23 protein-coding genes are annotated in these 25,982 nt (G+C 60.9%); 15 read left to right on the forward strand and 8 right to left on the reverse strand.

Features of this window, described 5'->3' with window-relative positions:
* Positions 1-67: 67 nt before the first annotated feature.
* Positions 68-1,099, reverse strand: a complete 1,032-nt coding sequence (locus tag V3314_RS21105) for a D-cysteine desulfhydrase family protein (RefSeq protein ID WP_338459597.1) — start codon at positions 1,097-1,099, stop codon at positions 68-70.
* A gap of 101 nt (positions 1,100-1,200) precedes the next feature.
* Between V3314_RS21105 and V3314_RS21110 the strand changes: the two genes are divergently transcribed.
* Positions 1,201-2,082, forward strand: a complete 882-nt coding sequence (locus V3314_RS21110; RefSeq protein WP_046615619.1) for a LysR substrate-binding domain-containing protein — start codon at positions 1,201-1,203, stop codon at positions 2,080-2,082.
* Between the two features lie 51 nt (positions 2,083-2,133).
* Here the strand turns inward: V3314_RS21110 and V3314_RS21115 are convergent, their stop codons facing one another.
* Genes V3314_RS21115 through V3314_RS21130 form a run of 4 tightly spaced genes read right to left on the reverse strand, consistent with a single transcriptional unit; the run spans position 2,134 to position 4,976 of the window.
* The gene (locus V3314_RS21115; RefSeq protein WP_046615618.1) at positions 2,134-2,868 is read right to left on the reverse strand and encodes an amino acid ABC transporter ATP-binding protein; all 735 of its coding nucleotides are present in this window, start codon (positions 2,866-2,868) and stop codon (positions 2,134-2,136) included.
* Positions 2,855-3,502: an amino acid ABC transporter permease gene (locus V3314_RS21120; protein WP_046615617.1), complete on the reverse strand. Its 648-nt coding sequence runs from the start codon at positions 3,500-3,502 to the stop codon at positions 2,855-2,857. Before V3314_RS21120 ends, V3314_RS21115 begins: the two co-directional genes overlap by 14 nt.
* On the reverse strand, positions 3,503-4,168 hold the full coding sequence (locus V3314_RS21125; protein WP_046615616.1) for an amino acid ABC transporter permease: 666 nt from the start codon (positions 4,166-4,168) through the stop codon (positions 3,503-3,505).
* 22 nt (positions 4,169-4,190) lie between these two features.
* The gene (locus V3314_RS21130; RefSeq protein WP_085599452.1) at positions 4,191-4,976 is read right to left on the reverse strand and encodes a transporter substrate-binding domain-containing protein; all 786 of its coding nucleotides are present in this window, start codon (positions 4,974-4,976) and stop codon (positions 4,191-4,193) included.
* Between the two features lie 263 nt (positions 4,977-5,239).
* On the opposite strand from V3314_RS21130, the gene V3314_RS21135 reads away from it, so the two are divergent.
* From V3314_RS21135 to V3314_RS21155, 5 genes are all read left to right on the forward strand, one after another.
* Positions 5,240-5,926, forward strand: coding sequence for a FadR/GntR family transcriptional regulator (locus V3314_RS21135; RefSeq protein WP_135001648.1), 687 nt, complete (start codon positions 5,240-5,242; stop codon positions 5,924-5,926).
* Between the two features lie 291 nt (positions 5,927-6,217).
* Positions 6,218-6,661: a TonB-dependent receptor gene (locus V3314_RS21140; RefSeq protein WP_338460328.1), complete on the forward strand. Its 444-nt coding sequence runs from the start codon at positions 6,218-6,220 to the stop codon at positions 6,659-6,661.
* A 200-nt stretch (positions 6,662-6,861) separates the two neighbouring features.
* On the forward strand, positions 6,862-7,173 hold the full coding sequence (locus V3314_RS21145; protein ID WP_046615611.1) for a hypothetical protein: 312 nt from the start codon (positions 6,862-6,864) through the stop codon (positions 7,171-7,173).
* 170 nt (positions 7,174-7,343) lie between these two features.
* The gene (locus V3314_RS21150; protein ID WP_338459598.1) at positions 7,344-9,590 is read left to right on the forward strand and encodes an EAL domain-containing protein; all 2,247 of its coding nucleotides are present in this window, start codon (positions 7,344-7,346) and stop codon (positions 9,588-9,590) included.
* Positions 9,587-11,176, forward strand: a complete 1,590-nt coding sequence (locus V3314_RS21155) for a PAS domain-containing methyl-accepting chemotaxis protein (protein ID WP_338459599.1) — start codon at positions 9,587-9,589, stop codon at positions 11,174-11,176. Before V3314_RS21150 ends, V3314_RS21155 begins: the two co-directional genes overlap by 4 nt.
* 30 nt (positions 11,177-11,206) lie before the next feature.
* Here V3314_RS21155 and tssM read toward each other — a convergent pair whose 3' ends face one another.
* The 3 genes from tssM to vasI are packed head-to-tail and all read right to left on the reverse strand — an operon-like array spanning position 11,207 to position 16,900.
* Positions 11,207-14,815: a type VI secretion system membrane subunit TssM gene (tssM, locus tag V3314_RS21160; RefSeq protein ID WP_338459600.1), complete on the reverse strand. Its 3,609-nt coding sequence runs from the start codon at positions 14,813-14,815 to the stop codon at positions 11,207-11,209.
* Positions 14,790-16,280, reverse strand: coding sequence for a type VI secretion system protein TssA (tssA, locus tag V3314_RS21165; RefSeq protein ID WP_338459601.1), 1,491 nt, complete (start codon positions 16,278-16,280; stop codon positions 14,790-14,792). Before tssA ends, tssM begins: the two co-directional genes overlap by 26 nt.
* Entirely contained in the window at positions 16,268-16,900 is a 633-nt protein-coding gene (gene vasI / locus V3314_RS21170; RefSeq protein WP_338459602.1) for a type VI secretion system-associated protein VasI, read from the reverse strand. The genes tssA and vasI overlap by 13 nt, the downstream gene beginning before the upstream one ends.
* A gap of 299 nt (positions 16,901-17,199) precedes the next feature.
* Here vasI and tssB point away from each other — a divergent pair, with 299 nt between their 5' ends.
* The 9 genes from tssB to icmH are packed head-to-tail and all read left to right on the forward strand — an operon-like array spanning position 17,200 to position 25,974.
* Positions 17,200-17,703, forward strand: coding sequence for a type VI secretion system contractile sheath small subunit (gene tssB / locus V3314_RS21175; RefSeq protein ID WP_338459603.1), 504 nt, complete (start codon positions 17,200-17,202; stop codon positions 17,701-17,703).
* A 17-nt stretch (positions 17,704-17,720) separates the two neighbouring features.
* Positions 17,721-19,211, forward strand: coding sequence for a type VI secretion system contractile sheath large subunit (gene tssC / locus V3314_RS21180; RefSeq protein ID WP_338459604.1), 1,491 nt, complete (start codon positions 17,721-17,723; stop codon positions 19,209-19,211).
* On the forward strand, positions 19,208-19,618 hold the full coding sequence (gene tssE / locus V3314_RS21185) for a type VI secretion system baseplate subunit TssE (RefSeq protein ID WP_085599496.1): 411 nt from the start codon (positions 19,208-19,210) through the stop codon (positions 19,616-19,618). Before tssC ends, tssE begins: the two co-directional genes overlap by 4 nt.
* A gap of 3 nt (positions 19,619-19,621) precedes the next feature.
* Positions 19,622-21,388, forward strand: coding sequence for a type VI secretion system baseplate subunit TssF (gene tssF / locus V3314_RS21190; protein ID WP_135002458.1), 1,767 nt, complete (start codon positions 19,622-19,624; stop codon positions 21,386-21,388).
* Positions 21,352-22,368: a type VI secretion system baseplate subunit TssG gene (gene tssG, locus V3314_RS21195; protein ID WP_085599500.1), complete on the forward strand. Its 1,017-nt coding sequence runs from the start codon at positions 21,352-21,354 to the stop codon at positions 22,366-22,368. The genes tssF and tssG overlap by 37 nt, the downstream gene beginning before the upstream one ends.
* Positions 22,365-22,922 (forward strand): FHA domain-containing protein, encoded by a 558-nt coding sequence (locus V3314_RS21200; protein WP_085599502.1) that lies wholly within the window; start codon positions 22,365-22,367, stop codon positions 22,920-22,922. The genes tssG and V3314_RS21200 overlap by 4 nt, the downstream gene beginning before the upstream one ends.
* Positions 22,919-23,713: a type VI secretion system lipoprotein TssJ gene (tssJ, locus tag V3314_RS21205; protein ID WP_085599504.1), complete on the forward strand. Its 795-nt coding sequence runs from the start codon at positions 22,919-22,921 to the stop codon at positions 23,711-23,713. The genes V3314_RS21200 and tssJ overlap by 4 nt, the downstream gene beginning before the upstream one ends.
* 52 nt (positions 23,714-23,765) lie before the next feature.
* Positions 23,766-25,103: a type VI secretion system baseplate subunit TssK gene (tssK, locus tag V3314_RS21210; RefSeq protein ID WP_085599506.1), complete on the forward strand. Its 1,338-nt coding sequence runs from the start codon at positions 23,766-23,768 to the stop codon at positions 25,101-25,103.
* Between the two features lies 1 nt (position 25,104).
* Positions 25,105-25,974 carry a type IVB secretion system protein IcmH/DotU gene (icmH, locus tag V3314_RS21215; protein WP_196173995.1) on the forward strand — a complete coding sequence of 290 codons (870 nt, stop codon included), beginning with the start codon at positions 25,105-25,107 and terminating at the stop codon, positions 25,972-25,974.
* The last annotated feature ends 8 nt before the right edge of the window (positions 25,975-25,982 follow it).

The following is a 25,982-nucleotide window of genomic DNA, read 5'->3' on the forward strand; positions in this document are numbered from 1 at the left end:
GGGTGCGCCTACTCAAGGTAGCCCCACATTCATCATGCGCAGGCATAAATACCCTGCGCACTTGTATCTATGCGCCCTGCAGGGCCGACCGATAGGCGAAGATCCCCGGTGCCCCTCCGGTCATCAGCAGCAAGATGTTGTCGCCCTGTGCGTACAAGCCGCTTTCCAGGTCGGCGACCAGGCCGGCGAACGCTTTTCCGGAGTAGACCGGATCAAGCAACAGCCCCTCGGAACGGGCCATGAGTTGCAACGCCGACAGCATGGCCTTCGTTGGCACACCATAGCCCGCGCCGCGATGTGCACCATCGACGGCAATCATTGACGGCTCGATAACCTGCTCGCTGCCAAGCAGCTCCAAGGTCTGCCGGGTAAGCTCAAGCGTGCGACGGTGCGACTCAGGCGCTTCGGCCAGTACCGCGAAGGACTTGATGAAGCCCGGCGCACGCCCCATCGCAGCAAACCCGGCGGCCATGCCCGCATGGGTGCCGGAACTGCCATTGGCCATGACCATGTGCGTGAACTCAAGGCCCATGCTGGCTTCTTGTCGGGCAATTTCCAGCGCAGCCTTGGCGTAGCCCAGGCAACCCACGGCTGTCGAGCCGCCGGTAGGAATAACCCTGACCTTGCAGCCCTGCATTTGCAGCTCCTGCGCACGGGTGTCGGCCCAACTCGCCGTGGTAAAGCCTTCAGGCACGATATGCACGACGGCCCCGAACAGCGCATCCAGAAGCATATTGCCGTTGTGCTCGTACTCTTCATCGTCCCGGGGGACGGCACGGCCCAGCACAAGTTCGCAACGCATGCCCAGCTTCGCACAGGCTGCCGCAGTCAAACGTGCATGATTGGATTGCAGCCCGCCCATTGTCACGACCACATCCACCTTGTCTCGAAGGGCCTCGCCAAGGTGAAACTCAAGCTTTCGCAGCTTGTTGCCACCGCCGCCCAGGGCCATGTAATCGTCACGCTTGGCGAACAGCTTGATACCGCGCTTCACCAGCCCCAGCGAACGCTCAAGGCCTTCAAGCCGCTGGATAGGTGTTGGCCGGTCAACCAGGCTGATTTGTGGGAAATGATCGAGCAGAGAGTGCAAGGGCGCCACGGGCGTACCTCATTGATGACTTGACACTCATCACGTTAAGAAAAAACAATTTGTTAATAAATAAAGCTACCGTTCAATTATCTTTAACCTGGAGTTAAAAGATGGACCGCCTGCGCGCCATGGAGGTATTTGTCAGCGTCACCGAACAGGGCAGTTTCAGCCAGGCGGCCGAGCATCTGGAACTGTCCGTGGTGATGGTGAGCAGGTATATCCGCCAGCTTGAAGATGCGATGCAGGTCGAACTGATCCAGCGCAGTACCCGGCGCATGCATGTCACCGAAGCAGGTCGCATGTTCTACGAAGAGTCCAAGCAGGCCCTGGATCAGGTTCGCCGGGCATATGAGCGCGTCGAAAGCTTGCAACAGGCCCCTAGCGGATTACTGCGCGTCAGTGCCCCCATGACCCTGGGCTCGTCCTTGGTTGCGCCGCTGGTTGCCGGCTTCCTCGCCGAGCACCCGGACGTGCGCATTGACCTGGTGCTCAGCAACAGTGTCGTCGACCTGATGGCGGAGGGCTTCGATGCGGCTTTTCGCATTGGCAACCTGGGCGATGTCGATCTGGTGGCGAAAGGGCTGCGCCCTTATCGCATGGTAATCTGCGCCGCCCCCGGCTACCTGGACAGGCACGGGCACCCAGCCGTACCGGCAGACCTGGCCGGGCACAGGTTACTGGCGCACTCCACATGGACCAACCGTTTCACCTGGCCCTTGCTGGACGCTGGGAAGGAATACCCCTGGCCGGAACACTGGGTGCTGAAAAGCAACGATGGCCAGGCACTGCGGCTGGCCGCCCTGGCAGGCAACGGGATCCTGCTGCAACCCGAGTTCCTGGTAGCCGAAGACCTTCGCGAAGGGCGTCTGGTCACGTTGCTTGACGACTTCCTGCCCGCTACCCGCCCGGTCAATCTGGTCTATCTGCGCCAGCGCAGCGCGCTACCCAAACTGGATGCCTTCATTCGCTACATCCTGAGGCACGCGGGGTAAGAGGCCGCGCCGAATCGGCATTGGCGCCATCGCAGGGCAACACGATGCTCCTTAACCTCCTGCCACGCTACCGATGAAGTTCGCCAGCTCTGCTGTTCGGGGTGCCGCAAAAACCTCGCGCGGATGGCCCGTCTCGTGGACTTTGCCCTGATGCATGAAGACCAGCTTGTCACCGACTTCCCGGGCAAAACGCATTTCATGGGTGACCATGATCAGGGTCATGCCTTCACTGGCCAGCTGGCGCACCACACCGAGCACCTCGTTGACCAGCTCGGGGTCGAGCGCCGAGGTGATCTCGTCGCACAGCAATACCTTGGGCGACATGGCAAGCGCCCTGGCAATCGCCACCCGCTGCTGCTGGCCGCCGGAAAGGCGGTCCGGGTAGGCGTCGAACTTGTCGCCCAGGCCAACCCTGGCGAGCATCTGCTCGGCCAACTGGCGGGCCTCGGCCTTGCCGGCCTTCTTCACCACCTGGGGCGCAAGCATGACATTCTGGCCCACGGTCAGGTGAGGGAAGAGGTTGAACTGCTGGAACACCATGCCGACCTTCTGCCGCAGCGAGCGCAAGTCGGCGCGGCTGGCATCCAGGTATTCGCCATCCACCTCGATCACCCCGTCGCTGATCGACTCCAGACCGTTGAGGGTTCGCAGGAAGGTACTCTTGCCGGAACCGCTACGGCCGATGATGGCAACCACCTCGCCTTCCTCGATCGCCAGGTCGACACCCTTGAGCACGTGGTTGTCGCCATAGTACTTGTGCAATGCGGACACTCTAAGCAGGGGCATGCAGCCTCCTCTCCAGGTAACGGGCGCTCAGCGAGAGCGGGTAGCAAAGGACGAAGTAACCCACGGCCACCAGACCGTAGATCAGGAACGGTTCAAAGGTGGCGTTGGCCAACATGCCGCCGGTCTTGGTCAGCTCGGTGAAACCGATGATCGAGGTCACCGCCGTGCCCTTGACCACCTGCACCGAGAACCCGACTGTCGGTGCGACGGCAATACGCAGGGCCTGGGGCAGGATCACGTGGCGCAACTGCTCCAGACGGCTCATGGCCAGGCTGCCGGAGGCCTCCCACTGGCCATGTGGTATGGACTCGACGCATCCCCGCCAGATCTCGGCGAGAAAGGCACTGGTGAACAGCGTCAAGGCGATGGCCGCCGCCATCCAGGCCGACACATCGATACCGAACAGGGCGATGCCGAAAAACACCATGAACAGCTGCATCAGCAGTGGCGTCCCCTGGAACAGCTCGATGTAGCTCCTCGCCGCGCCACGCAGCAACCGGCTAGCGGAGATGCGCGCCAACAGCAGCAACAGCCCGGCAATACCACCGCAGACGAATGCCACCAGCGACAGCAGCAAGGTCCATTGCAAGCCTGCGAGCAGGTTGCGCACGATGTCCCACAAGGTGAAATCCATTCAGCGTCTCCCCGTCAAAGCGCGCCGGCCGAACCATGCCAGCAGCTGACGAACCAGGATGGCCATGACCAGATACAAGGCCGTGGTCAGCAGGTATGTCTCGAAAGCCCGGAAGTTGCGCGACTGGATGAAGTTGGCAGCGAACGACAGTTCCTCCGTGGCGATCTGCGAGCACACCGCCGACCCGAGCATGACGATCACGATCTGGCTCGACAGGGCCGGCCAGACCTTGGCCAGTGCCGGTTGCAGCACCACATGGCGAAAAGCCTCGAAACGGCTCATGGCCAACGCCGCAGCAGCCTCCAGTTGCCCTCTGGGGATTGCCTGGATACCCGCCCGAATGATCTCGGTGGAATAGGCGCCAAGGTTGATCACCATCGCCAGTACCGCCGCCTGCCATTCCGTCAAACGAACGCCAAGCGCGGGCAGGCCGAAGAAGATGAAGAACAACTGGACGATGAAAGGCGTGTTGCGGATCAGCTCCACGTAAAGGCCGAACAGGGCATCGAACGGCCGTAGTCGCCAGGCGCGCACCACCGCGCCAAGCACACCGATGGCCACGCCGAACAGTGTGCCGATCAACGTCAGCTCAAGCGTGAACACAGCCCCTTCGAGCAGCAGGCCGCCTTGAGCCAGCACCGGGGAAAAGTCAAATTGATAGGCCATGGGTCAGCGACTCCAGGGCCGTTCAAAGGTCGGCCGGCAATGGCTGCTTCAGCCATTTTTCGGCATTGCGATTGAGGCTGCCGTCGGCCTTGGCCGCATCCAGGGTGGCGTTGACTTTTTCGAGCAAGGCCGGCTCCTGCTTGGCCAAGCCCACATACACGGGCGAGTCCTTGAGCTTGACCTTCATCACCGGCACCTTGCCCGGATTCTTCTCGGCAATGACAGCCATCACCACACTGCCGCTGGCGATCAGTTCGACCTGGCCCGACAGGTAGGCGGCAATGGTCGAGTTGTTGTCCTCGAAGCGCTTGATGATCGTACCCTGTGGGGCGACCGCGGATAACGCCATGTCCTCGATCGAGCCACGCGTGACACTGATGGTCTTGCCGGCAACGGCACCGATATCGTCGACCGACGTCTCGGCCGGCCCGAACACTGCCAGGTAGAACGGTGCGTAGGGGCGGGAAAAATCGATCACCGCTTCTCGCTCCGGGTTCTTGCCCAGGCTGGAAATCACCAGGTCGACCTTGCCGGTCGTGAGGAACGGAATGCGGTTGGTGCTGTTGACCGGGGTCAGCGCCAGCTTGACGCCGAGCCTGTCGGCCAGCAGTTGTGCGGTGTCTATGTCCAGGCCGCGGGGTTTGAGGTCCGGCCCTACCGAGCCGAAGGGAGGGAAGTCCTGGGGTACGGCAACCTTGAGCACGCCCCGGGCAGTGATGTCGGCCAGCGCATCGGCCTGGGCATGGGAAACGCTCATGACGCCGCCGCAAAGCAGGGTGGCCAGAAACAGGGTACGGATGTTTTTCATGGAAAATGCCTCGGGTGCATGCGAAGAAGTTGCCTAGCCCGAAAAGCACAGGCCGTGCCAGTGTTGCCCGGCAGCCCCGGAATACGCTTTCGCCCGTGGGCATCACGCGGTCTTACTGGTCTGAACAGATAGCGCCAATCGCTCTGCCTTCGCCCCCCTTTCGTGCAGCCACCTGCCCCGTTGCGTCAGCGTGGGGCGAGGCTTGCCAGGCAACCGGTAAAGCCTTTAAAAAGCGCAGACCCCTTGCCAGCTGGTCTGAACAGATGCTCGACACACTCCCCCGTGCAGTTCCGGAAATCGCTTTGCAGGCTATCCGCAGGCTGATCCAGGACGGCGACTACCAGCCTGGTGATGCCCTGCCCTCCCAACGTGACCTGGCAGAGCAGTTGGGTGTAAGCCGCGCCTCACTGCGCGAGGCGCTGTCCTCCTTGAGCGCCTTGGGGCTGGTGAGCGTACAGCCGGGCAAGGGGGTATTCGTCCAGGCGCCGCCACCCGTTACCGGTTTCTCCTGGCCCTATGCCGAACAGGTATCCGCCATCGATACGTTCCAGTTGCGCTATGCACTCGAAGGGTTTGCCGCCAGCTTGGCGGCGCTGTACCTGACGGCAGCGGACATCGATGCGCTCGAAGCCAATGTCGAGTCGATGCGCCAGGAGCTGCGCGCCGGCAATTTCGAGGCCGCAGCGCGACTGGACTTCGCCTTTCACCGTCGCCTGCTGGAAGCGAGTGGCAACCACGCCATGCTGCAGGTGATCACCACCAACCAGGACATTTTCCTGGAGAGCCAAAAGCTGCCGTTCATTCGCCCGGAACGCGCCATGGAGACCTGGCAGGAGCACCGCAAGATCCTGCGCCAGCTTGCCCGTGGCAACCAGGCCGGGGCGCAGCGTGCGATGCAGGACCATATCCGCAGCGCGGCATCGCGCACGAACGTGGTGTTCGCATGCTGACTAGTCCGCCAAACGCCGGAACACCAAACCGGAAATTCCGCACATGGCAGCGCACAGCAACATCACCGCTGCGATATCTGCCACCGAGGTTTCGCTACGCCCATCCAACCCGGCCAGCATCCCCAACAGCCCCCCCTGCCAGGCTCACCGACATGGCCATGGTCAGCTGCACGGACATCGCCGACAACGAACTGGCCGCCGCTGAGCGCTCACCGGGCACGTCCTGATAACTGGCAGCCCCCAACGTCGAGAACTGCCTCACCGACCATCCACCAGGGTGTCGAGGCCGGCCTGAACACCCGACTCTGGGAAAACTCTCAGGGCGACCTGGTACGCTGGCGCCAGGTGTACACCTACAACGACTTCTACTACCGGCATGACGAAACCTTCGGCGACAACCAGTTGCCGGGCGTGCCCAAGCACATCTACCAGGGCGAGCTGCAGTACCAGGACCACAGCGGCTGGTACACCGGCGTCAACGTGCAGTCGGCCTCGCGCACGGCAGTGGACTATGCCAATACCCTGTATGCGCCGTCGTATACCATCTGGGGGGCAAACCTGGGGTATGAGGCGCCGAAGGGCAACTGGAAGGTGTCGCTGGACCTGAAGAACCTGGCGAACAAGGCGTACGTGACGGCGGTGACGCCGGTATACAACGCGCGCGGGCAGGATACTGCGTCGTTCTGGCCAGGGGATGGGATTGGCGCTTACGTGGGGGTCGAGTTCAGGTACTGACCATGCAGCAATGTGTTTGATGGCACGTCCATTACGCTTCCGAAATAGAGCGCCGCCACACGGCGCTCGGTTTCAAGGAGCGCTGTTCGCACTGAAAGGCCTCACAGGGCAAGTGGAAAGGTTTCAGCACTGACCTGAATCAATCAAACACCATAGGCGGTGTTGTAAACAGCACACCAAACATATGGGAATGCAGTTTGATGAGCGAGTCCAACCAGGCAACCAGAATTATCTGCAACAATCTTGAACTGGCCGATCAACTGCGCCAGCTGTTGGCGCCTATAGCACCCGATTGTGAGGTGCTGAGTACACCTGGCAATTGCAGCGCCGTCCCGCTTTGCCGCTGGCTCGGCGAAGCTCAGTTGGGCTCGGCCGGGCAGGTACAGGCTGCTTTGCTGGATGCCACCGAGGTGCTCGAACAGACCCGACACGCCTTCAAATCCCGCGAACTGGGGCTACTGCGGCGACGCTTGGTTGCATTGCTGGATAAATTGTCGGAAGATCGCCAATGATGTGAATGTGCCATCACCAGGTTCCGCCCTGCGGGAACCGGCTTTGCCGAGCAGGATAATAGGCCTGAAAGACGAAGCGCCGTGACAACAAGTTCTCGAACTGAACTTGTTGTCACGGCGCTTTTTTTTGTTCAGCAAAAAGGAATCTTCTCCAACACCGGGGGATGTGAATGAAGGTGACAAAAGACCTCGAGGAATTACTCAAGCGTATCCGTCTCGACCAGGCGGAGATTGCCGAACGCTTTCGCTTTCTCGACTGGAGCGCCGAAGATGCCAGGCGACTAGGCGCAGCAGCTCGGTACATGGCCCCGTCCCAGCAGGCTTTCGTCGACCATCTGTACCGTCACCTGGCGCAATTCTCCACCCCTTCTGCATTGCTACGCACGCCGGAGGTCACCGCTCGTTTGAAGCAGAGCCAGGCTCAGTACTATCAGTGCCTGTGGGGCGGTCCATACGATGAAACCTACGTCAACGGCCGCCTGCGCATCGGGGTGATCCATCAGCAGATCGGCCTGGAACTGAAGTGGTACCTCGGCAGCTATCGGCTGTACCTCGACGACATGCTTGAAAGCGTGTTCGGCGACAGCCCGGATGCCACGCTCTATTCAAGCCTGTTGAAGGCGGTGTTCTTCGACATGACGCTGGCCATCGATACCTACAGCGCGGCCCAGCACAAGGCGCTGGAAGACAGCGAGGCTCGCTTCGCCCGCGCGCTACGCGGTGCCAACGATGGGCTGTGGGACTGGCATGTCGATCAGGATCGGCTTTACGTTTCGGAGCGCTGGGCCAGCATGCTCGGCCTCAGCCGCGATAGCATCGGCGAGAGCAGTTCCAGTTGGTTCGGTCGCGTGCACCCGGACGACCTGCCGGACTTTCGCCATGCCATCGATGCGCATCTACAAGGGCTGACATCGTCCGTTCACCATGAGTACCGCATCCGCAAGCACAACGGTGACTACATCTGGGTCCTCGTGCGAGGGGTCGCCGAAATGACGCCCCCTGGTGAGCTACGCATGGCCGGCTCGCAGTCCGATATCAGTGCACGCAAGGATGCCGAGCAGCGCCTCCAACATACCGCCCAGCACGACCCGTTGACCGGCCTGGCCAACCGCATCCGGCTTGACGAGCAGATGCAGAAGACCTTCAGGAAGCAGCGCAAGGGCGGTGACTACGAGGCGCTGCTGTTCATCGATCTCGACCGCTTCAAGCTGATCAACGATAGCCTCGGCCACAATGTCGGTGATCGCGTGCTGGTGGAAGTGGCAATGCGCTTGAAAGAGTCGCTGCGCCCTACTGACCAACTGTTCCGCTTCGGCGGCGACGAATTCATCGTCCTGCTTCATGACCTCACCTGCGACCGCGACGCCGAGCAGATATCCCAACGCATCCTCGACAATCTGCATCAACCGCTGCACATGGACGGTCGTACCTTGGTAGTCAGCGCCAGCATCGGCATCGCGCCATTGCACGACAATGGCAAAGCCCTGGATGTCCTGCAGGCTGCCGACCTTGCCCTCTACCGAGCCAAGTCCGCCGGCAAGGCGCGCTTCGCCCACTACGACGAAACATTGCAAGACACCGCACAACAGCATCTGGAACTGGAGTCCGCGCTAGGCCAGGCACTGCAACATAACGAATTCGAGCTGTACTACCAACCGATCTATCGCCTGGACCAAGGGGCACCGCTGGTGACCGGGGTCGAAGCGCTGTTGCGGTGGCGCCACGGCGAACGTTTGATCTCGCCACTGGAGTTCATTCCTGCGCTGGAGGAATCGGGAGAGATCATCCGCGTCGGCGAATGGGTACTGCGCCAGGCCTGCCAACAGACCCGGGCCTGGCAACTGGCCGGGCATGAGCACCTGCGCTGCTCGGTGAACATCTCCAGCACCCAATTGCAACAAGCCGACTTCACCCTCTGGCTGATCGATATCCTGCAAGAAAGCGGCCTGCCTCCCGCCAGCCTGATCCTGGAGATCACCGAAAGCCAACTGATGCATGACGACATGGACACATTGGCCTGCCTGCATGAGTTGACCAGCCTTGGTGTCCTGCTGGCGCTGGATGACTTTGGCACGGGTTACTCCTCGCTTGGCTACCTCACGCGCTTTCCGCTGCACATCCTCAAGCTCGACAAGAGCTTCATCACCGGCGTTCCTCACGAGAACAAACAGCGCGCGATCAGCCAGGCGATCATCGTTCTCGGCCGTAGCCTCGGCCTGGAAGTAGTGGCCGAAGGCATCGAGAGTTCGGCACAACTCGAATTCGTGGTCGGTGAAGGCTGCCACTACGCACAAGGCTACTGGTTCAGCCGGCCACAACCCGCCGCCCAGATACAACACCTGCTCAGCACAGAAGACCGTTTCGAGGGAAGCGCAATTACGCGGCGCGTACCAGTCAGTTCAGGAGAAAAACAATGAAAAACAATCTTCCGGTCAGTGGTCGTGCCGTCGAATTCAGCGCAAACGCGAACATTCTTTCAACAACCAACCCCAAGGGCGCCATCACCTACGTCAATCCCGACTTCATCAACCTCAGCGGGTTCAGTGAAGCGGAATTGCTCGGCGTCAATCACAACATAGTGCGCCACCCGGACATGCCGCCGGAAGCCTTTGCGCATATGTGGCAGACACTCAAGGATGGGCGCTCGTGGATGGGGCTGGTAAAAAACCGGTGCAAGAATGGTGACCACTATTGGGTCAGTGCCTACGTCACGCCGATGCAGCGCAATGGCGAAACAGTGGAATACCAATCGGTTCGCACGCTACCGGCCAAAGCGCTGGTGCAAGCCGCTGAACATCTCTACGCACAGTTGCGTAGTGGTAAAAACACCAACTGCCTGCGTATGTCACGGCTGTCCGTCGGCATGCGCCTGGCACTTGTCAGCACTGGCGTGAACCTGCTGTGTTTTGCGGCCTTGGGCTTGCTGGGCGCGTTGTCCTGGAATCATGCCGCCCTCTCCATGATGCTATCGAGCTTGCTGCTCGGCGGCGTGTTGCGCTTCAGCCTGCGCCCCTTGGACGCCCTTGCCCGAAAAGCCAGGAATATCGCCAACAACCCTCTGAGCCAGATACTCTACAGTGGCCGCCGCGACCAATTTGGCCAGATCGATTTCACCCTGCAAATGCTCGAGGCCGAGACCCGGGCAATTGTCGGACGCATTGCCGATTCGTCCCGCCAGTTGAGCAAGGAAGCCGAAGAGCTCGTCTGCGCAGTGGACAACAACAATTGCGCGACCCTCCGCCAGCAGGGGGAAACTGCCCAGGTAGCCAGCGCGATAACGCAGATGGCCAGCAGTGTGCAGGAAGTGGCGCGCCACGCTCAGCTCACCGCCAGCGCCGCGAACCTGGCCAACCAGGAATCCGACCGCGGCCACCAACTGGTCGAGCAGACCCGCCAGCACATTGATAGCCTCGCCGGCGAGGTACAACAGACCAGCATGGTGATTCATCAACTGGAACAGCATGGCAATGAAATTGACCGCGTACTCGAGGTCATTCAAAGCATCGCCGAACAGACCAACCTGCTTGCCCTCAATGCGGCCATCGAGGCTGCCCGCGCCGGCGAGGCCGGCCGCGGTTTCGCAGTGGTCGCCGACGAGGTGCGCGGGCTGGCTTCGCGGACCCAGCAATCCACCGCGCATATCCAGGGCACCATCGATACCTTGCGACGCTCCACCGGGGATGCCGTACTTGCGATGCAGCGCAGCCACAGCAAGGCCGGCGTCAGTGTCGAGCAGGCACTGCTGGCCGCCCGGGCGCTGGACGGGATCACCCAGCGCGTCGATGAGATAAGCGGCATGAGTGTGCAGATCGCTGCCGCCGTAGAGGAACAAAGCGCGGTGGGTGACAGCATTCAGTGCAACCTGGCCGATATCAGTCAAACCACCCAGAAAAGCGTGCTTGCCAGCAACCAGAGTCGCACCACTGCCGCCCATGTCGCCAAGCTGGCCGAGCGCCTTCAACTGCTGTCGGCGCAACTTTGGGGGCGCCAGCGCAATGGGTGACGGGTACGCACCGTACTCCCAAGCCAACCCTCACAAGCCGGCCTGCGTGGTCGGCCCCAGCTTGGGCGACTTCTGCAACAACCCTCGTGGCAACTGGAAACCTTTGAAAGGCTCTTGCGTGATAGGGTTGAAGGCTTTCTGCGCGTTAAGCCTGTAGCGCATCACGCCATCGCCGGCCCTGAAGCTCAGGTCCACGCTGGTCGCCGTGCGACCGTTGAGCGAACCACGGCTGAGCAAGCGGAACATCGACCAGGGGCCACGGTACTCAAGGCTGCTGCTGTTTCCGTTCTGCCGGAGCAAGGTCAGGTTACTGCGCACCTGCTGCCCCAAGGTATTGGGCCAGACGATACCGGTGATCTGGCTTGGGCCATGGGTGTAGGGAATCAGTTGACCGTCCAGGTCCAGCAAGCTTGTACGCTGGTTGGCACTCAGGCCCAACGGCTCGATGCTGAACTGCACACTCAGGTTGCCGCGCTGATCGAAAAAGGTCTCACGGATACGATCTGCCCGCTCCAGTTGTTCGAGCACATCACTGCGGATCAGTGACTGCCCATGCTGGCCGGCCTGCAACGCTTCGAGGTTATCTTTCAGGAAGACCCTCAGGTATTGATCATGAAATTGCTGCAGCCGCCCCTTCGGCCCGAAGAAGGCTTCAAAGTCGTCCAGCGAAGCGTCGGGAGCTTTCACGACGAAGGGGTAGCGCCCTGCCAGGCGTTGCTGGAAGAAGCTGTAAACCTCGGCGTCCCAGCGTCGCTCCAACTCGCGCAGGGCTTCGACATTCAGCACTTGTGCTGTTTGATCGGCCATTTTTCTGACCTGGTGGTTGATCGGTTCCGGTAAGCCGGTGGCCACCCTCTGCAGGGTGCCGATGGGGTCTTGCCCGGTCATCGAGAATCGCTGATGCACGGCCTGGAGTGCGGCCTTGCCTCGGTCCGGGCTGTCCTGAACCGCTTTGGCATAGTCGTGCACGGCCGCGATGGCACCGAGCGTCTCATCGTAGTAGCTGGGCTTCTCACCGGTTGCCTGCAGCATGGCACTCAGCCCGGCAAAGGCCCGCTGAATCGCCCAGGCTTGTTGTTGATCAGGCCTGCCACTTGTGGGTCGCGCCTCTTCGACCTCTCCAGGCGCCTGAGCGCCAAAGGCTGATGAAAGCGAAGTGTTGTCCCTCACTGTGTCCAACAACCGATGCAGGGGTGCTGCTGGCCCGGTCAACTGCTCCAGGATCGCGACACCATGATCCAGGTCGCGGAAGTCGGCCACCGAGAAGGCGTTCAAGGCACGACGCCAACTGTCAATGAAATCGGCGCTGTACAGGTTCCGTAGCCGTTCGCCCAGCGCCTCCCGGTCGGCATCCGAGTAATCGAACTGGTCGCGCTCTCCCAGTGCCCACTGGTCGATCATCGCCATATCTGCAAAGCGCTGGCTACGGGGCTCGAAGTACTCTTTGAAGCCCTTGGCGGTGAGCATTGGTGCTATCAGGACACCATCGCCCTGCTTGAGGCCGGGAGAGGCCTGATACACCACATCGAACGCTGGCCCCACCCGATGACGCAGGTCCAGGCCAGCATTCAACTGCTCGCCAGCCTGCTGTTTCAGGCTCGCGTAGACCCGCTCTGGCAACGGTACCTTGCGCAGCACCTGCTGCACCTGCGCCATACGCTGGCTGTACTGCGGAAGTTCGGTATCGGCATAGGCCAAGGCATACTTCAGGTGCCGCATGAGGTCGCGTTGCAATTGCCCCTGCCCGGGGAACTTCTGTTGCCACTGCCGGGCCATCCAGTCCTCGACCCATTCGGGGCGGCGGCTCTGGCGGTCCTCCAGCATTCGATAAACCCGAAGTGCAGCCATCTGCTGTTCGCTGCCCGGCGGCGCGGCGTCCATGGCATCGATCACACCGCTGGCCAAGGCTGGCAGGAAACGCCTGGAGAGCAGGCTCAGGTAGGCCTCATCGACGCGAGGGCCAATGGCGCGCCCCTGATACAAGCCAAGGTCGGAAACACCCGGCCACGCGGCACGATAGTTGCCAAACACCGACACGGCATCGCGTATCTGGTCCAGCGGCTCCAGCAGGTTGCGCCCGGTGGGGTCCAGACGCTGGTCCACTTCGTGATGACTGTACTCCCTACTCTTGGCAAGCACGTTGGCGGCCTTGGCGCCATTGATGTCAAAGTAGCGTTGCCAACTGGCGATAGCGACACAGAAGGCCAGCACGCCTACTGCAGAACCAACCCAGAGCAACCGACGTTTGTTGCGCGCTACCTTGATGTTGTCCCCGGCAAGGCCGGCCTCCTGGTAGATGACTCGCCGGAAGGCGTGCTGAATGAAGTAGACCAGCGCCTGCCCCTGCGCCTTGCCTTCACGCAGCGGAAACTCGGTCTTGTACGGCTGTGCCGCCTCACGCACGAACGCATTGAGCATGTCGCCCTGCTGCAAGACCGAAGACCAGTACACGCCACGTACCAAGGCAGGCGTGGTGAAGCGGTCACTTGCGAGGGTTTCCTTCAGGAAATCCAGCAGTATCGGACGCAGCCCGATCAACTGGGCATGCAACGAGAACAAGCGAACACGCAATGGCGCACCGCCCAATACATCGAGCCGATCCACTACCTGTTCAAACAATTGACTGATCAGCCGGTCGTAATGATCGCCATATTCATCCAGCCAGGCATCGAACGTGCCGACCGCATCCAGTTTGAAGGTGAACCCCAGCATGTTTTCCCGCATGGCGGCGGGAAGCCCGGCGTACAGCTGATCGAAACCGTCCAGCAGATCGAATTTGGCCAGGACCACATACAGCGGCAGGCGCGAGCCCGACTGACTGCTCACTTCATACAGACGCGTGCGCAGCACATGTGCCAAGGCGACACGTTGCTCAGGCGTGCCATGCAATAGCGCAGGCAGGTCAACGACCAACAGCAAGCCGTTGAGTGCCCTCTGGCTTCGGTTACGCACCAACCAGCCCAGCATGTGTTCCCACAACCTGGCCGAGGTTGCGGGTGGTGCTTTCGACGTGTCCGACTCCTCGGCTGATGAACCTGCCAACGACTCCTGGCGGACGAAAGCGCCCGGCGGGTCGATGATCACCGCATCGTTACTGACCCACCAGCCTATCGGATAAGCCAGCACCTGCGCTTGCCTGCCTCGCGCTTGTGCCTTGTCGATGCGGGTCAGGGAAAAACTCTGTTCGGTACGGTCGATGAAACTGGTCTTGCCGGCCTGCTGGTCCCCCACCACCAGATACCACGGCAGTCGGTACAAGGCACGCCTGCCACCCGCATTGTCCAGATAGCGTGCCAGCCCTTGGTCCAAGGCTTTCTCTTGTGCCTGGACGAACGGCAACACGTTGTCCAGTTCAGCGTCCACCGCCTGCTTGCGTTCGGCCTGCAAACGGCGAAAACGCCTGCGCAGCACCACAAGCCAGCAGAGTAGCGGCACCAATACAAGCGTCAGGCTGGCCAAACCGCGATGCGCCACGCTAGCCAGCGGCTGCTGCTCGTGCCAGACCCATTGCGGGCCAAGCCACCAGATTGCAACCAGCATCAATGCGGCCCCCAGCCCGAGCAGCAGCGGCATGGCCAGGCCGATACGGACCACCAAGGGCAAGCCCCAACGTTTAAGATGCTTCCACAGTTGATTCATCGTGACTCCCGTTCCTTGTTCCAATCAACCCGCGAGGGACAGTGCACGCGTGCTGCTGAAGGCGTTGAAACACCTCAGGCTCCCAGGCGCTGGCGGTGCTTTCCTGCATCGTTCGGGCAACGCCTGCGCACAAGTCCTGGGCCAGCCAGGACACGCCCCGAGCAGCCAGCAGATCAGCCGCGATCACGGTGGTATGGCAGCGCTCACGCAGGCTGCGGAAGTCCACCTGCATGCCCTGCAGCCTGAGCAACACCGCTTCTACGCCGCTCGTTTCCAGTTGGCAGGCCAGTTCCTCTCGCAACGTGGCGAATTCCTGAGAGGCTGCGCCCGAATCGGATTGCCCTTGCGCCCCCCTGAGCCACGCCAGGCATTGGTCATCGACAAATACCTTGCCGTCGCTGAAGCACAACTGCTGCAGCGCGGGCATGCGCTGCACGAACCGCGCGGTCGCAGCGCGAATGGCCTCAGCTACCTCGCCCATCGCCAGCCGCGTGGCAGCACTCGCTGCCAGAAAACTGCCGCGAATCCAGTAGGGGCAAGCCGTCACGCTCTTTTCGATCCGCTGGAGCAGTGCCGCGTCGATTGCAGTAGCGGCAATGGCATCTTCATAGTCACCGGCAATGTCCTGCGGCACCGCCATCAGCTCCGTGCGGTTGCCTTGCCTGGTTTGAGGCGGCGCCTGGATGTGTGCCCACAAGCCGAACCGACGCAACTGGTAGCCAGCAGGATCGTACGGGTCCTGTTGATTGATCAGCTCGGCCATGGTCAGCATGGCCCTTCGTGATTCCCGCTCGTTGCCCAACGACACACGGGGAGTCGGCGTGGCGATGACCTCGGCCAGTGGCGCAGCCTTGATGCCCTTTGCAGGGGGCTTGTCCGTGGCAGGCTCGGCACGGCCGTTTGAAAGCTCCGTGTGCTTGCGTAGCAGGCGCTCCAGTTCGCCAAGGGCCGCTTCATCGAGCTGCGCTGCTTCCCGCTGCTGGTGCAGACGTTGCAGCGCGCCCTGAGCCGCCGCGGCGTGCGCGGGGCTGAACGTGAAGCGGTCCAGGCGCGGCAACGCCACGAGCAGACGGTTGAGCATCAGGCCAACCAGCTTGCGCTTGCCGAGGAACCCTTTGGGGCCCGGTTTCGGGTATGCACTTTCCCAATAGGCTTCGACCATGCCGGCCAGCAGTGCGAGGGTAAAAACCCAGCGCTCCCAGCATTGGCTGCGCAGCCAGGCGACACCGAGATGGGCGACGATGCGCAGGTGCTTGCACTCCTGGCCCAGGTACTGGCGGGACGCTTCTTCGATATACGCCCAGTCGATGGACGGCTCCTGCAACCCACCCAGCTTGACCATTTCCTGGTCGATGGCCTGGTAGGTTTCGTTCTCCACGTCGAACAGCCCGGCAGGGTTCTGCGCGTCGATGGGGGCAAGCAACCGGGCAATTTCCTCTGCGGTGACCTCTTCTACCAGCGACATGCCTTGCGCGCCTCATCGATGAGTGGGTCCAGCCCCTGAGCGTCGAAAACCAGCCCATCGACGGCCGGGTTGTCGCTCTCGACCTGAATACGATGGGCCCCGATCAGTGGCTTGATCTGCTCGATGCCCGGCAATCCCCTGCCAGCGTCAAGCACCTGACCGTTTTCCGTCACCTGCCAGGGTGTAGCGAGAGTGGAGCCACGCTCCCCCTGCAATCGCACCATCACCCGACGGGAATCGATGGGTTGTGCGGTAACCAGTTGCAACCTGGAAATGTTCTGCACACAACTGATCACCAGGTAGGGGTACGGTGCGACCGCAGCGATTGCGGGCGCTGAGATCATCAGCCCGTCATCCCCTTTTTCGAGGCGAAACGTCAGCTCCTCCGGCGGCCGCCCCGCCTCATGGGTCATCACACGACGCAGCGTGGGCGAATCCTGCTCCGGCGCGGACCATTGCAGTTTCGTCACATGCGCCGGCGTGCCAGCGGCCTGGTCGAAACAAGCCAGGCGCTCGACGTTGGAAACGATCCGCGGGCAGTCCCTAGTCTGGCTTGCCAAACTTGGCGCCAGGGAGAGCAACATCGAAAGCCCAACGCCATATGCATAGCGGACAATCATTGATTTCACTCACTCATCAAATATGGCAACAGCGCTATCCGACTGATCAGTCACGCTTCTACAGTAGTCATCAAATATAACTACCGGATAGTGGAGCATCGAAACAAAACAAAGGCTAGTACAGACAAAACAATATTCACAACCAAATATTTCCTTACACTTTCACGCTCGACGCACAATATTTTTTCGGTGCATGGTTTTTTACACGCACATAGCGAGAAGCCAACTACGTTTAAATTTAAACACAACTTTGTAGGATGCTTCCTACATATATCAAAACTTCACGAAGGCTGACACCCATGAATAAACGCTCGGGCTCCGTTGCACCCAAAGAACGCATAAACATCAAGTACGTACCGGCCACCGACGGCGAACAAGCCGAGGTGGAGCTGCCACACAAGATGTTGGTACTAGGCGATTTCGGCTTGGATGATGCCCGCGCGCTGGAAGACCGTTCGATCATGCGAATCGACAAACACAGTTTCAACGATGTGTTGAGCGACGCCGATGTCAGCCTCGCCATGTCAGTGCCATCCATGCTCAGCACTGCCCCCGACGCAGAGCTGGCGGTCAACCTGCAGTTCAAGTCCATGAACGATTTCGGGCCAGACAGCATCGCCCGCCAGGTACCGGAGCTGAACAAGCTGCTGGAGCTCCGCGAGGCATTGGTCGCGCTGAAAGGCCCGCTGGGCAATGTGCCCACTTTCCGCAAGCAACTGCAGCACCTGCTGAATAACGAACAGGCGCGCAAACAACTGGCAGAAGAACTTGACCTGGTGCTCGAGGCGCCAAAAGAAGACTGAGACAACGGAGCGTCCCCATGCCAAAGCAAAACAGCACGACCGTCGCGGTTGAAACAACAACCGAAACACTGAGCAACGCCACCCTGCTCGATCAGATCATGGCAGAAACCAGGCTGGTGCCTACTCAAGAGGGCTATCAAGTCGCTCGCCAGGGTGTATCTGCTTTTATCGCCGAAATCCTTAAAAGCCATGACCCTGATCAACTCATCAACAAACATCGCGTCGACCAGATGATCGCTGAACTGGATCGGCTGCTAAGCAAGCAGATGGATGCCATCCTGCATCAACCCGAGTTCCAGCAACTTGAATCCGCGTGGCGCAGCCTCAAACTCTTGGTCGACCGAACCGACTTCCGCGAGAACATCAAGCTTGAAGTCTTGCATGTCAGCAAAGATGACTTGCTCGATGACTTCGAGAATGCCGCCGATATCACTTGCAGCGGCATCTACAAGCATGTTTACACCGCAGGTTATGGCCAATTTGGTGGTGAACCCGTTGCAGCGATGGTTGGCAACTACAGCTTCGGCCCATCTTCTCCCGATATAAAACTGCTGAGTTACATGGCCTCGGTCGGTGCCATGGCACACGCACCTTTTCTCGCTGCGCCCTCTCCTGAGTTCTTCAACCTGAGCAGCTTTGAAGAGCTGCCCAATCTGAAGGAGATCAAGGACATTTTCGCCGGCCCCCGGCATGCCAAGTGGCGTGCGTTCCGTGAAAGCGAGGATGCCCGTCATACCGGGCTGACCGGGCCGCGATTCATGCTGCGTTCTGCCTATCACCCGCAAGAAAACCCGGTCCAGAGCTTCACCTACGACGAGGACATCGCCGGGCGGCACGACAACTATCTGTGGGGCAACTCCGCCTTCCTGCTGGCCAGCTGCATCAATGACAGCTTTGCCCGCTACCGCTGGTGCCCGAACATCATCGGCCCGCAGTCGGGTGGTGCCGTCGAGGACCTGCCGGTGCACCTGTACGAGTCCCTGGGTCAGCTGCAGGCCAAGATTCCGACCGAGGTCCTGATTTCCGACCGCAAGGAGTTCGAACTGGCCGAAGAAGGCTTCATTGCCCTCACCATGCGCAAGGACAGCGACAACGCCGCGTTCTTCTCGGCCAACTCGGTACAAAAACCGAAGAACTTCCCCAAGACCCCGGAAGGCCTGCAAGCGCAAACCAACTACAAGCTCGGCACCCAGTTGCCCTACCTGTTCATCGTCAACCGGCTGGCCCACTACATCAAAGTGCTTCAGCGCGAGCAGATCGGTAGCTGGAAAGAGCGCAAGGACCTTGAGTCCGAACTGAACAAATGGATCAGGCAGTACGTTGCCGACCAGGAGAACCCGTCAGCCGATGTGCGCAGCCGTCGCCCGTTGCGTGCTGCAAAGGTTGAGGTGTCGGACGTTGCCGGTGATCCGGGTTGGTATCAGGTCTCGCTCGCCGTGCGCCCGCACTTCAAGTACATGGGGGCGAATTTCGAGATTTCCCTGGTAGGTCGGCTTGATACCCAATGAGTGGTTTTTTCGACCGTTTGGTGACAGATCAACACGCAAACCGGGTGCCCTCCAGGCAAGAGAACGCTACCCAGAAGTTCGCCGCCATCAAGCGCCACCTGGAAACGCTGCTCAATGCTCGCCAGGGTTGCTCGCAAAGCAGCCCTGAACTGGGCCTGAGTGACTTCAACGGGCACGACGCAAGCAGTGGCGACCTCCTGAAACAGGTGAGCGCGGACATCCGCCGCACCATTCAGCGCTTTGAGCCGCGTGTGCACGTGCGCGCGCTCAAGGCTGTACCCGATTGTCATGCCCCGCTGGAACTGCATTTCAGGCTGGACTGCCACGTGCAGGTCAACAACCACACGGAGCAGTTGCAACTGGAGCTGCTGGTCAATGGCCATAACCGCCACACCCGAGTGAGGTGACCTATGTCACTCAAGGATCGATTCAGCGAAGAGTTGCGTTACCTATATGAACTGGGGAACGACTTCGCCCAGGACAACCCACAACTTGCCCGCCTGCTAGGCAAGGGTGGCAGCGACCCGGATGTCGAGCGCCTGATGGAAGCCTTTGCGTTCCTCACGGCCAAACTGCGGCTCAAGCTGGAGGACGACCTGCCCGAGCTGACGCACCCCATGCTGCAGTTGCTGTGGCCCAACTACCTGCGGCCGCTGCCGAGCGCCACGATCATCCAGTTCACGCCGCGCAAGCAAGCGCTCAGCCAGTCGCAAACCATCGCCAAAGGCTCGCGGTTGTTTTCCAGCCCCGTGGATGGAGTGCCCTGCGAATTCCGCACCTGCACGGCAGTGGACATTCACCCGTTCGAGATCGAGTCGGTAAGCGCTACCCAGACACTTGACAGTTCGGTGGTTCGCATCGACCTGCAAAGCTTGGTCGAGCGCCCGTTGAACACCCTGGGCTGCGCCAGCTTCGACTTTCATCTGAGTGGTGATACCCAAACTGCCCGCACGCTGTACCTGTGGATCGCTCAATACCTCAAGCACGTCTCGGTGACAGTCAATGGTGAGGTACGCCGGCTGCCGGCCAGCAGCATCGTCTTCCCGGGTTTCAGCACGGACGAAGCACTGCTGCCATACCCACAGAACGTCTTTGACGGTTACCGGATCCTGCAGGAGTACTTCATATTTCCCGAGCGTTTTCACTTCGTCAGCATGACCGGCCTGGAGAAAGTCTGGCCTGATCAAGCGGCTCAGCGTGTCGGCCTCGAATTTCACTTCACCCGGCAGTTACCTGATTCGCTGCGTGTCGGCAAAGCAGACTTCAGCCTGTTCTGCGCCCCGGCAGTGAACCTGTTCGAGCACAGCGCCGAGCCCATCGACCTGTCCAGCCGGCCCGCCCAGGTCGAGCTTGTGCCCAGAGGCAAGGAGCGGCACGCCTATGAAATCTTCAGTGTCGATCGGGTCATCAGCACCCGCACCACGACTGACGGGAGTACCGGCGAACACCTGAGAACCTTCCGCCCCTTCGAGTCCTTCGCCCATGAGATCGAGCATGTGCAGGGGCGTACAGCGTTGTACTACCGCTACACACTCGAGGACTCCCTGCGCGGCGATGGCGTCACCCATCGCATTGCTTTCGTGCGCGCCGATGCCAACGCCTACATCGGCGAACTGGAAACAGCGTCCATCGACCTGACCTGCACCAACCGCGACCTGCCGCTGGCGTTGGGTATCGATGACATCAACGTACTCACCGAGATCACGCCGCCCCTGGCCACCTATACCAACATCCGTACACCCACCCGCCCGTACAGGCCGGTACTGGACGGCCAGCTGCAATGGGCCCTGATTTCCAACATGTCGCTCAACTACCTGTCGCTGCTCTCGGCCGAGCCGCTCAAAGCGGTCATCCGCGCTTACGACTTCGCAGCCTTGCACGACATCCAGCAGACACGCACCACCCGCAAACGCCTCGATGGCATCCGCGAAGTGCAAACGGAACCGCTGGACTGGCTGATCAAGGGCCAGCCCATTCGTGGCTTGCGCACGCGGCTGAAGCTGGATCAAAGCGCATTCCTCTGCGAAGGCGACCTGTACCTGTTCGGTTGCGTGCTCGCGCACTTCTTCGCCCTGTACGCCAGCATCAATTCCTTCCACCAACTGGAAGTGATCAACACCACCAACAACGAGCACTACACATGGCCAATCCAGACCGGCAAACAACCGCTGATCTAGCCGACAAGCTGTTGGCCGAAGCACACCAGTACAACTTTTTCCAGTTGCTGGAGCGCCTGCACGGCTTGCACGGGGATGACCTGGAACCACGCTGGCCAGACCAGGCCACCCGGCTGAGGGTGCGGCTTGCCAGCGACCCACGGCTGAGTTTCCCGGTTTCCGACGTGTACAAGGTCGAACGCATGCCCGGGGAAGCTGACCGCTATCGCGTGTGCACCACCTTCATGGGTTTGCATGGCACCGACTCGCCGTTGCCCACCTATTACCTGGAGCAGGTGGCATACGAGCATGCACAGGGCATCGGCGTGCGGCCGGCGTTCTTCGATTTCTTCAACCACTACCTGCTCAGCCTGCTGCATCGCATCTGGCGCAAATATCGCTATTACATCCGCTTTCAGCCGGGAGCTACCGATGGGTTCTCCCAGTACATCTTTGCCCTGCTCGGGTTGAATGACAGGCAGTTGCGCGGGGACACGGCACTGCCGTGGAGCCGGCTGCTCAGTTTCGCCGGCGTCATTGCCAGCCGCAGCCGTGCGCCAGGCACGGTCGCCGGCATCATTGCCCATTGCTTCGACTTGAAGCAGGTACAGATTCGCGAGTTCGAAACCCGCTCGGTCCCCACAGCCGCCAAGCAACTGGTCAGCCTTGGCAGAAGCAACGGTGAGCTGGGCAGTACTTTCATGGTGGGCAGCCGCACGCGAACACGCAGCAGCAAGTTCACCATCGTGATCAGCGAACTCGACCCTGCACAGTTGCGCGACCTGCTGCCCAGCGGCATCAACTTCGGCCGGTTACGGGCATTGATCGACTTCCTGCTGCGTGATGGCCTGGCCTATGACCTGGAGCTGCGCCTGAAGCAGAACGCACTGCCTCCCTTCTGCTTGCACCGCAGCCTGGGTGCCTACCTGGGCTGGACCAGCTTCGTCGATGACCGTCACGGCCAGAGCAGCCCTGTCGTGCGGTTCCGGGGGCGCTCATGAGCACTTTGACCTTGAGCATCACCAACCTGGATCAGTTGCAGCACAACGTCACTGCCCGACATCAGTTCGACCGCGCAGGCGGCACCATCGGCAGCGCGAAAGCCACCTGGCAGATCAACGATCGTGAGCAGACCATTGCACCGATCCATTGCGAGATCCGCTGGATCGAGGGCAGCTTCTGCATCATCGATCGCTGCCAGCGTACCTACCTGAACGACAGCCCCCACAGCCTGGGGTCGCTTACCGCCAGGCGGCTGCTCGAGGGTGACCAGTTGCGCATTGGCGCCTATCGACTGAAGGCCCAGCTTTCGCAGGCCGATGCACGCTCACTGGAGGACCTGTTCAGCCCTGAACAACGAACCCTCGATCACTGGTTGCTGGCTGTTCCACCCAAGACTTGCCATGCCGCTGCAGCCGCTCCCCAGGCTGTCGCAGACATCTGCTCGGCATTCGAACCGGGCATGGGCAACGACCCTTTGGCGGCACTGGACACAGAGGCAGCACCAGCGCAGCAGAGCCCACTGGAACGTTTGATTGCAGGAGACCGCCCATGATGCGTCCAACATTCATGGCCGGCCTGCTGACGGCGTTGATCGGGCTCTCGGGTTGCACGTCCCTGAGCAAGATTGGCCAGGTGGTGATGGACCCCTCATTACCCGTCGGACCGCCCGGGGAGCACCCCACCCAGGTCGCGTTCAGCATCAACGCCAGCCCAACGCTCAATGGCAACCCGAACAGCCTTGAGGTGGCGCCCGAGCTCGGGCCGGTTGTGGAGCCCAGCCCTTACGCGGTCAGCCTGAGTGCAGGCGACCCCTACGTGCTGACCGAGAAAGTCGGGGCCCTGTTCGAGTACCTGCTGGAACAATTCCCAGCCATGTCGCCCGTCGATTCGCCAGTTGACGATGGCGAGGATCCGGCGCGCTCCCCCATGGAAGAAAGTACCCCGGGTAGCTACGACGACCCTACCGTGGTGCTGACCTTGCCGCGCACCACCACCATGGCCGCCGAGCCCGTCGCTACGCCCATGGCCGTGAAGATCCTGCAACTGCGCGACGACTCTCTCTTGCGCAACAGTGTTTACGAATTGCTGGACAAGGACCCTGCCGAGGCGCTGCGCAGCACCTACATACGCGATGACGATTACCTGCTGCGCCCTGGGCAGTTCAAGTTCATCCCCTTTGCGCCCATCGAGCCCGAAACGCGCTTCGTCGCGGTGATCGCCGACTACCGGAACCAGGAAAACGCCACCTGGAGCCAAGTGCTGCGCATTCCGCCCCGCGGGCACCAGATCATCCTGTCGGTGTTGCTCAACGACACGCAGCTCCTGCTCAAGGAGGAAGACTGATGGCGCCTGTAACGCTGCCCTTCCCGCTCAATCACGCTGACACGGAGCGCTCATGAGTTCACGTAACCCCGTCTTGTGGCCTGAAGGCCTGTTCGTCAAACCGCAGCACTTCCAGCAAGCTGCCCGTGCCGCCGAAGCGGCTTTGCATCAACGTCTTGGCAGCCTGAACGCCGCCTTCTATGGCTTCAGCGAGCTGCAGTTGAACGATGAGTACCTGAGCCTGGGCAAGGTCGCCATCACCCGTGCGCGGGGCATCATGCCGGACGGCACGGTGTTCGATATACCTGCAGACATGCCACCACCGCCACCGCTGGAAATCGAGGACGACGGCGCGAAAGATAGCGAGATCTACCTGTGCCTGCCGCTGCGCACCGAAGGTGGCCGTGAGGTGAGCTGGCCCGATAACCCCGCCAACTTCCGTTACAGCGCCCAGGCCCAGGAAATCAAGGACACGCACAGCGCCGACGGTGACCTGGTGCAGATTGACCTGGCGGTACCCAACCTGCAGCTCAAACGCAAGGCCGACGACAGCAGCGCCTACACCCGCCTGGCCGTGACGCGCATTCTGGAACGGCGCCCCGATGGCAGCCTGCAACTGGATGAAGGCTTCTATCCCACCAGCGTTTCAGTGCGCGCCGTACCCGCGCTGCAACGGTATCTGGAAGAAATCACCAACTCCCTGCGCGAACGTGCGCGCAACCTCGCCGCCCGCATTGGCGCCTCAGGGCAGTCCGGCATCGCCGACATTCGCGACTTCAACCTGCTGCAGGCCATGAACCGCTGGTGGCCATGCTTCCAGCATCTGGCCAGGCAAGGGCAGACCCATCCCGAACAGTTGTACCTGTGCATGAGCCAGGCCTGTGGCGAGTTCGTGACGTTTACCGACGAGAGCCGGCTGCCGCAGGAATACCCCGCCTATCACCATACCGCGCTGCGCACCTCCTTCAAGCCGCTGGAGGACACGCTACGCCGGGCACTGAGCACGGTGCTGCAACCCCGCGCCGTTTCGCTGCCGCTGGAGACGCTGGAGTACGGCTTGCTGACAACCACGCTGGAGGATCGCCGCCTGATCGACGAGGCCGACTTCATTCTGGCAGTGCGAGCCCACATGCCGCCTCAGACATTGCGTCGGATGTTCGTGCAGAAGGCAAAGGTCGTCTCGCTGGAGTCGTTGAACGAGGTAGTGCCGCTGCAGCTTCCAGGTATTCCACTGGTGCCGCTGCCCGTGGCTCCTCGGGATCTGCCCTTCCATGCAGGCTTCACCTACTTCGAGCTGGACCGTCGCTCCCCGGCTTGGGCGGGCATGGAGGCATCCAGTGGCTTCGGTATCCATGTCGCGGGGGAATTCCCGGGGTTGGAACTTCAGTTCTGGGCGATCAGGAGTGAATGAAATGAAACAAGAAAACAGCCCCCCAACTGATACCGAACAGGTCGAAAGCGAGCAACTGCACGCGATGCTCGATGCGTCATTGTCCAACGACTCATCCGCACCAACAGCAGCTGATGGCGCTGAGCGAAAGCCGAAGGCAGAGCCAGTGTATGAAGGCTACCCGGCAGACCCGGACTTCCAGCTACGTGGCGGCTACGACAACCTGATGCTGGATGCCGCCGCGCCGCTGTTCGGCCTGGTGATACGCCTGCGCACACTGGATGCGCTGCCCAACATCAAGGAGGTGCACCAGCAGGTGCGCAACCAGATCGAAAACGTGCGGGAAGAGATGCGCCAGCACGGCTACGAGCCCGCTCAGTTGCTGGCGTACTCATACGGTCTTTGCCTTTTCATCGATGAGGCTGTCATGGACAGGCCTTGGGGTAAAACCAGCTGCTGGAGCCAGGAGCCCCTGCTCAGCATCTTCCACGACGAAACCTGGGGTGGAGAGAAAGTCTTCACCGTACTGTCGCGCCTCATGCAGGAACCCAAACGTTATAAGGACGTGCTGGAGTTCATGTACTTCGCGCTTTGCCTCGGTTTGAAGGGCAAGTACGCCATCGCGCCGAAGGGCGAAGAATCCCTCAACGCATTGATACACCAACTCCACGGGATCATTCGCGAGCTGCGCGGCCCTACGCCGGAGACAGTCTGCGATCCGTACACCAACGTCGCCCCAAGCAACTTCCGCATGAACCGGCAATGGCCGTGGTGGAGCCCGTTGGTCATTTCCGCCCTCGCCATGGCGGTGGCCTACGGCATCTACAGCTACCGCCTGCACCTCATTACCACCGAGGTGCTGGAGTCGCTGAACGGCATCTTGCAGCAGTAGCGAGCCCA

This window comes from Pseudomonas sp. TE3-3-F2023 (assembly GCF_036784815.1).
Taxonomy (GTDB): Bacteria; Pseudomonadota; Gammaproteobacteria; order Pseudomonadales; family Pseudomonadaceae; genus Aquipseudomonas; species Aquipseudomonas pudica.